We start from the raw sequence: 5,542 nt of genomic DNA, 5'->3' as shown, positions 1-5,542 counted from the left end.
ATCCAGGGCTTCGTCGCCGCCGTTCCGGAAGCGAACAAGGACGCCTACAAAAAGCACGCCGAAGAGGCATTCCAGATCTTCAAGGAGTTTGGCGTCACACGCATGGTCGAGTCCTGGGAAGAGGATGTACCAGATGGTGAGGTCACTGATCATCGCCGCGCGGTAAAAGCCGAACCAGGCGAGAAGATCGTCTTCTCCTGGTTCGAGTATCCCTCAAAGGATGTGGCCGACGCTGCCGAGCAGAAAATGATGAGTGATCCACGCTTTGAGCAAATGGGTAAAATGCCATTTGACGGCAAGCGGATGATCTATGGCGGGTTTGAAACCATCGCCGATACGGGCAGCGCTTCTGGCACCGACTATATCAACGGCACAGTGATCCCGGTCACGACGACAAACAAGCAAGCCTACACGGCCTCAGCGACCGCCATGGGCAAGCTCTTCGTTGAGCATGGCGCGACCCGCGTGGTCGATGGCTGGGGCGTCAACGTCCCAGAAGGCAAGGTCACCGATTTCCAGCGCTCCGTTCAGGCGACGGCTGACGAGACTGTCGGCTTTGGCTGGGTCGAGTGGCCCTCGAAAGAAGCGAGCGATGCTGGCTGGAAGACCATCATGGCTGACCCGCGGATGCAGGCGAATGAGATGCCATTTGATGCAAAGCGAATGATCTTCGGCGGTTTCACACCGCTGCTGGATATGAGATGACGCCTAGCTGCGCCAGCGCAGTGTGACCGGCTTGATCGGGTTCTCGAAGGGGCGGTCATCAGTGCGCGACGTCGCCCATTCCTTTTTGAGCGTGCGGTACCATTTGGCCTGCACATCGATATCGTCGATCCAGATCATCGCCTTCTGATACTTCATGCCTTCATTCTGAAGGTCGACAATGTCGCCATCCTGACGAAGGAATTTGCGCGCGGCCGGCTTGAAGATCGGGATGGCGAGATTGAGTAGCGGCGCGCCGGTAAACCAGGTCACCTGAGTGATCTTCGTCTTCTTCTTGTAGACCGGCGTCAGGCAGGTCAGCGTCAGCAGCCGCGCCTTTTCATTCTCGACAATCTCCCAGCGATAGCCGGGCAGCTGGAAAATGATCTCTGTCGTCACCTTGCCGCCGAACACCGCCTTGTAGGCTAGCGAATTGGATGACGGCTGGTGGCGATCAATCGCCCAGCCCCGGTCACGCGGCACAAAAGGCTTCTCTTTCAGTTTGAGGCCCACGCTTGGCGGGCGCCACCACCATTGCGAATGGACGAAAGCCACATGCGCCGGGTCCATCAAGCCAACAACCGCATCATCCATGTGGGCGTTGAATTCTTCGACGATGACGAATTTCGGCGTGTCCGGCAGCGCGCCAAAGTCTGGCGGCGGCACATCCGGCTCGCCCTCGAACTTCGGGTCATGCGCGATGAAAACGAAGATCAGCCCATTCTTCTCGGCCACCGGATAGTTGCGAACCTTGAAGCGGCTTGCCTCATAGGGCTGCTCCTCCAGCACGGACGGCATATGGCGGCAGACGCCATCGGTCCCGAAGCGCCAGCCATGATAGGGGCACTCGACGGTCGGCTCGCCCGCCGTCTCGATCATCTTCCCGGCGCTTAGCGGCACCAGCCGGTGCGGACAGATATCGCGCAGCGCGAACGCTTCGCCCTGCTCTGTCCGTCCGATCACAATCGGCTGGTCAAGCATGATGACATGCTTGAGCCCGCCCGGTTTCAGCTCTTTCGACGTACACCCCAGATACCAGCTATCGGTCAGCCAGCCTTCCGGCGTAATGCCGGGCTGGGTCTCGACAGTCTTGTCTATGAGGGTCTGCGTATCGGGCATGGAGTGCTTTTATACTGCGCGAGTGTTTACAGAAACCCTGTGCCTCACCCGCATTGACAGCAACTCCCCGCTAGTCGCAGCGCTCAAGCCTCGCTATATGCCGCCCTATGACACCCCGCGACAAGATCCGCAATTTTTCCATCGTGGCGCATATCGACCACGGCAAGTCCACGCTCGCTGACCGGCTGATCCAGTTTACCGGCGGCCTCACCGATCGTGAGATGCGCGAACAGGTGCTCGATTCCATGGATATCGAACAGGAACGCGGCATCACGATCAAGGCGCAAACCGTCCGCCTGAACTACACGGCCAAGGATGGTGAGACTTATGTCCTCAACCTGATGGACACGCCGGGACACGTTGACTTCTCTTACGAAGTCTCGCGCTGTCTGGCCGCCTGCGAAGGCTCCCTGCTTGTAGTCGACGCCTCCCAGGGCGTCGAGGCGCAGACCCTCGCAAACGTCTATCAGGCGATCGACCAGGACCATGAGATTGTCCCTGTCCTCAACAAGATCGACCTGCCGGCGGCCGAACCGGACCGCGTGAAAGAGCAGATCGAGGACATTATCGGTCTCGACGCGTCCGATGCGATCATGACCTCGGCGAAGAACAATATCGGCATTGAGGATGTGCTTGAAGCGATCGTCACGCGCCTGCCACCGCCCAAGACCGGCGACGCGACCAATCCGCTCAAGGCCTCGCTGATCGATGCCTATTACGACCCGTATCTCGGCGTCGTCGTCATCGTCCGCATCGTGGACGGTGTTCTGCGCAAGAAGCAGAAAATCCGGATGATGCGCACCAAGTCGACCTATGACGTCGACAAGGTCGGCATTTTCGGGCCCAAGCCGATGGATGTCGACGAGCTTGGCCCCGGCGAGGTCGGTTTCCTCGTCGCCTCGATCAAGGAAGTCGGTGACACAGCTGTCGGCGACACGATCACAGACGAGAAAAACCAGACCGACACGCCGCTTCCAGGCTATAAGGAAGTCGTGCCGATGGTTTTCTGCGGCCTCTTCCCGGTCGATGCAGGCGACTTTGATGATCTGCGCGCCGCCATGGGCAAGCTACGCCTCAATGACGCGTCCTTCACCTGGGAAATGGAAACCTCTGCGGCGCTCGGCATGGGCTTTCGCTGCGGCTTCCTCGGGCTTCTCCACCTCGAAATCATCCAGGAACGCCTCAGCCGCGAGTTCGACCTCGACCTGATCGCGACAGCGCCGTCAGTTGTCTACGAGATGACGATGACGGATGGCACCGAGATCGAGCTGCACAATCCGGCGGACATGCCAGACGTGGTGAAGATTGCCGAAATCCGCGAGCCCTGGATTTCCTCGACGATCTACACACCCGACGATTATCTCGGCGGCATCCTGAAACTCTGCCAGGACCGGCGCGGCATCCAGAAAGAGCTGTCCTATGTCGGTGGGCGGGCCATGGTAAAGTATGAGCTTCCGCTCAACGAGGTCGTCTTCGACTTCTATGACCGCCTCAAATCCATCTCCAAGGGCTATGCGAGCTTCGACTATGAGATCATCGGCCACCGCGCCGAGAATCTCGTGAAGATGTCGATCCTTGTGAATGACGAACCCGTCGATGCCCTCTCCATGCTGGTCCACCGCGACCGTGCCGAAGGCCGGGGGCGCCAAATGTGCGAGCGACTGAAAGACCTCATCCCGCGCCAGATGTTCAAGATCCCGGTCCAGGCGGCGATCGGCGGACGGGTCATCGCGCGCGAAACCATTTCGGCCCTGCGCAAGGATGTCACCGCGAAATGCTATGGCGGCGACGCAACGCGCAAGAAGAAGCTGCTCGAAAAGCAGAAAGCCGGCAAACAGCGCATGCGCCAGTTCGGCAAGGTCGAAATTCCGCAGGAGGCGTTTGTGGCGGCGCTGCGGATGGATGACGACTAACCCTCCCCAGCGTCACCGATAGTCAGGCGTGAACACCGCGGTTATTCTCTTCTGAGCGACTGAAGGGAGAGACGTCATGGCCGACACAGCAACCAAAATCGACGAAATCATATACGAGGTCGCAGACCACATCGCGACCATCACCCTCAACGCGCCGGATCGGATGAACACAATCTCCGGGCCGATGCTGGACGGGCTCTCTCAGGCGCTGCTCAAGGCCGATGCTGACCCGGATGTCCGCTGCGTGATCCTGACCGGCGCGGGACGGGCCTTCTGCGCCGGGCTCAATCTTGAAAGCGCGACCAAGGGGGAGAGCATGGGGTCAGGCGCGGTCTCATCGGCCAATCTCGACCTTCGCAACACGCCGCCCACCATCCTGTTCAACATGGATACCCCGACCATCTGCGCCATCAATGGCGGCGCTGCCGGCTATGGCATGGACACAGCGCTTGGCTGCGATATCCGCATCATGTCTGACAAGGCCAAGATGGCGGCGGCCTTTACCAAGCGCGGCATCCTGCCGGAAAGTGGCGGGACATGGTTTCTGCCGCGCATGCTCGGCTGGGAGAAGGCGTGCGAGCTGATCTTTACCGGCCGCACCCTGAAGGCAGATGAGTGCCTCGAAGAAGGGCTCTGCGCGAAAGTGGTGCCACATGACACGCTGATGGAAGAAGCCCGCAAGCTGGCCAAGGAGATCACATCGAACGCCCCGCTGGCGGTTCAGGCCTCCAAACGCCTGATGCGCATGGGCCTCTCAGAGCCGTTCACGGAGCACGTCCATCACGTCTTCCTGCAGCTCCTGCCGCTCTTGCGGTCCGAAGATGCCCGCGAAGGCATGATGGCGTTCCTTGAGAAGCGCGAAGCAGAGTTCAAGGGCCGGTAGGACGCGATGATGAGACCGGCCGACTTCAAAGCGATCGCTATTCTTGCCCTGCTCGCCTTTCCGGCCTGCTCCGCCAGCTCCGAGCCCGAGCCTGACCTGCCTCACCTCGTCATCGCGGGCGATTCGACGGCGGCTGACTATCCGCCGGAGCGCGCGCCCCAGATCGGCTGGGGCCAGACGCTTGCCTACTTCATGGCCTCGCCGGCCCAGCTCGACAACCGCGCCGTCAATGGCCGAAGCCTTCGCAGCTTTGCCGATGAAGGCAAATGGAACGCCCTGCTCGATACGTTGAAGGCAGGCGACGTCGTGCTGATCAGCTTCGGTCATAATGATTCGCGCGATGACGCGCCTGAACGCTACGCCGATCCACGAACCGACTATCCGGCTTTGCTGGAAAACTATGTCGTGGATGTCCGGGAAAAAGATGCGATCCCCGTCATCGTGTCATCGGCGCCGCGCCGGCTCTGGGAAGGACCGGCAATGGTTGAAACGCACGGTCTCTACCTTCAGGCCGCCGAAACAGTGGCCGAAGAGCTGGATGTTCCCTTCGTCGACCTTGCCCGCCACGGGCTTGCCTATTTCGAAGGAATTGGACGCGAAGCCAGCAAGCAGGACTATCTGTGGCACGATGCTGGCGATGGACATCCCCGGTTCCCGGACGGCGTCGAGGACAACACTCACTTCAGCGAACTCGGCGCCTGCGGCATGGCCTATGTGCTGGCGCAGGAGTTCGCGGACCACCCAAGTCTGTCGGGCTTTATCGACACGGCGAAGCTGAGCGCGGCGGAGGCGGACAACGATACGCGTCCCGCACCTGTGCTTGATTGCACGAAAGCGACCCGCGACGCCCGCTAGCGGCGCGCCAGCTGCCAGAGCTGACCGGCATCGAGCGCCAGCAGCCTCGCCTCCTCGCCCGCATTGAGCC

Annotated in this window: 5 protein-coding genes; 4 read left to right on the top strand and 1 reads right to left on the bottom strand. The window is 60.4% G+C overall.

From position 1 onward, the window contains the following. Nucleotides 1-705 (top strand): DUF1428 domain-containing protein (locus WA989_RS06350; protein ID WP_424339665.1); only part of this gene is annotated, 705 nt, incomplete at its 5' end. 3 nt (nucleotides 706-708) lie between these two features. Here WA989_RS06350 and WA989_RS06345 read toward each other — a convergent pair. Then, nucleotides 709-1,821, bottom strand: a complete 1,113-nt coding sequence (locus WA989_RS06345; protein WP_424339664.1) for a Rieske 2Fe-2S domain-containing protein — start codon at nucleotides 1,819-1,821, stop codon at nucleotides 709-711. Nucleotides 1,822-1,928: 107 nt separating this feature from the next. Here WA989_RS06345 and lepA point away from each other — a divergent pair, with 107 nt between their 5' ends. The 3 genes from lepA to WA989_RS06330 all read left to right on the top strand — a co-directional run bounded on the left by lepA (nucleotide 1,929) and on the right by WA989_RS06330 (nucleotide 5,472). After that, nucleotides 1,929-3,734, top strand: coding sequence for a translation elongation factor 4 (lepA, locus tag WA989_RS06340; protein ID WP_424339663.1), 1,806 nt, complete (start codon nucleotides 1,929-1,931; stop codon nucleotides 3,732-3,734). A gap of 76 nt (nucleotides 3,735-3,810) precedes the next feature. Next, a complete protein-coding gene (locus tag WA989_RS06335) occupies nucleotides 3,811-4,617 on the top strand; it encodes an enoyl-CoA hydratase/isomerase family protein (RefSeq protein ID WP_424339662.1) in 807 nt (268 codons plus the stop codon). Between the two features lie 9 nt (nucleotides 4,618-4,626). Then, nucleotides 4,627-5,472: a rhamnogalacturonan acetylesterase gene (locus tag WA989_RS06330; RefSeq protein ID WP_424339661.1), complete on the top strand. Its 846-nt coding sequence runs from the start codon at nucleotides 4,627-4,629 to the stop codon at nucleotides 5,470-5,472. Nucleotides 5,473-5,542 lie beyond the last annotated feature (70 nt).

Origin of the sequence: Henriciella sp. (assembly GCF_049649345.1) — a bacterium.
Classification (GTDB): Bacteria; Pseudomonadota; Alphaproteobacteria; order Caulobacterales; family Hyphomonadaceae; genus Henriciella.
The sequence above is the reverse complement of the archived record's forward strand: the minus strand, read 5'-3'. Positions and strand labels throughout refer to the sequence as shown.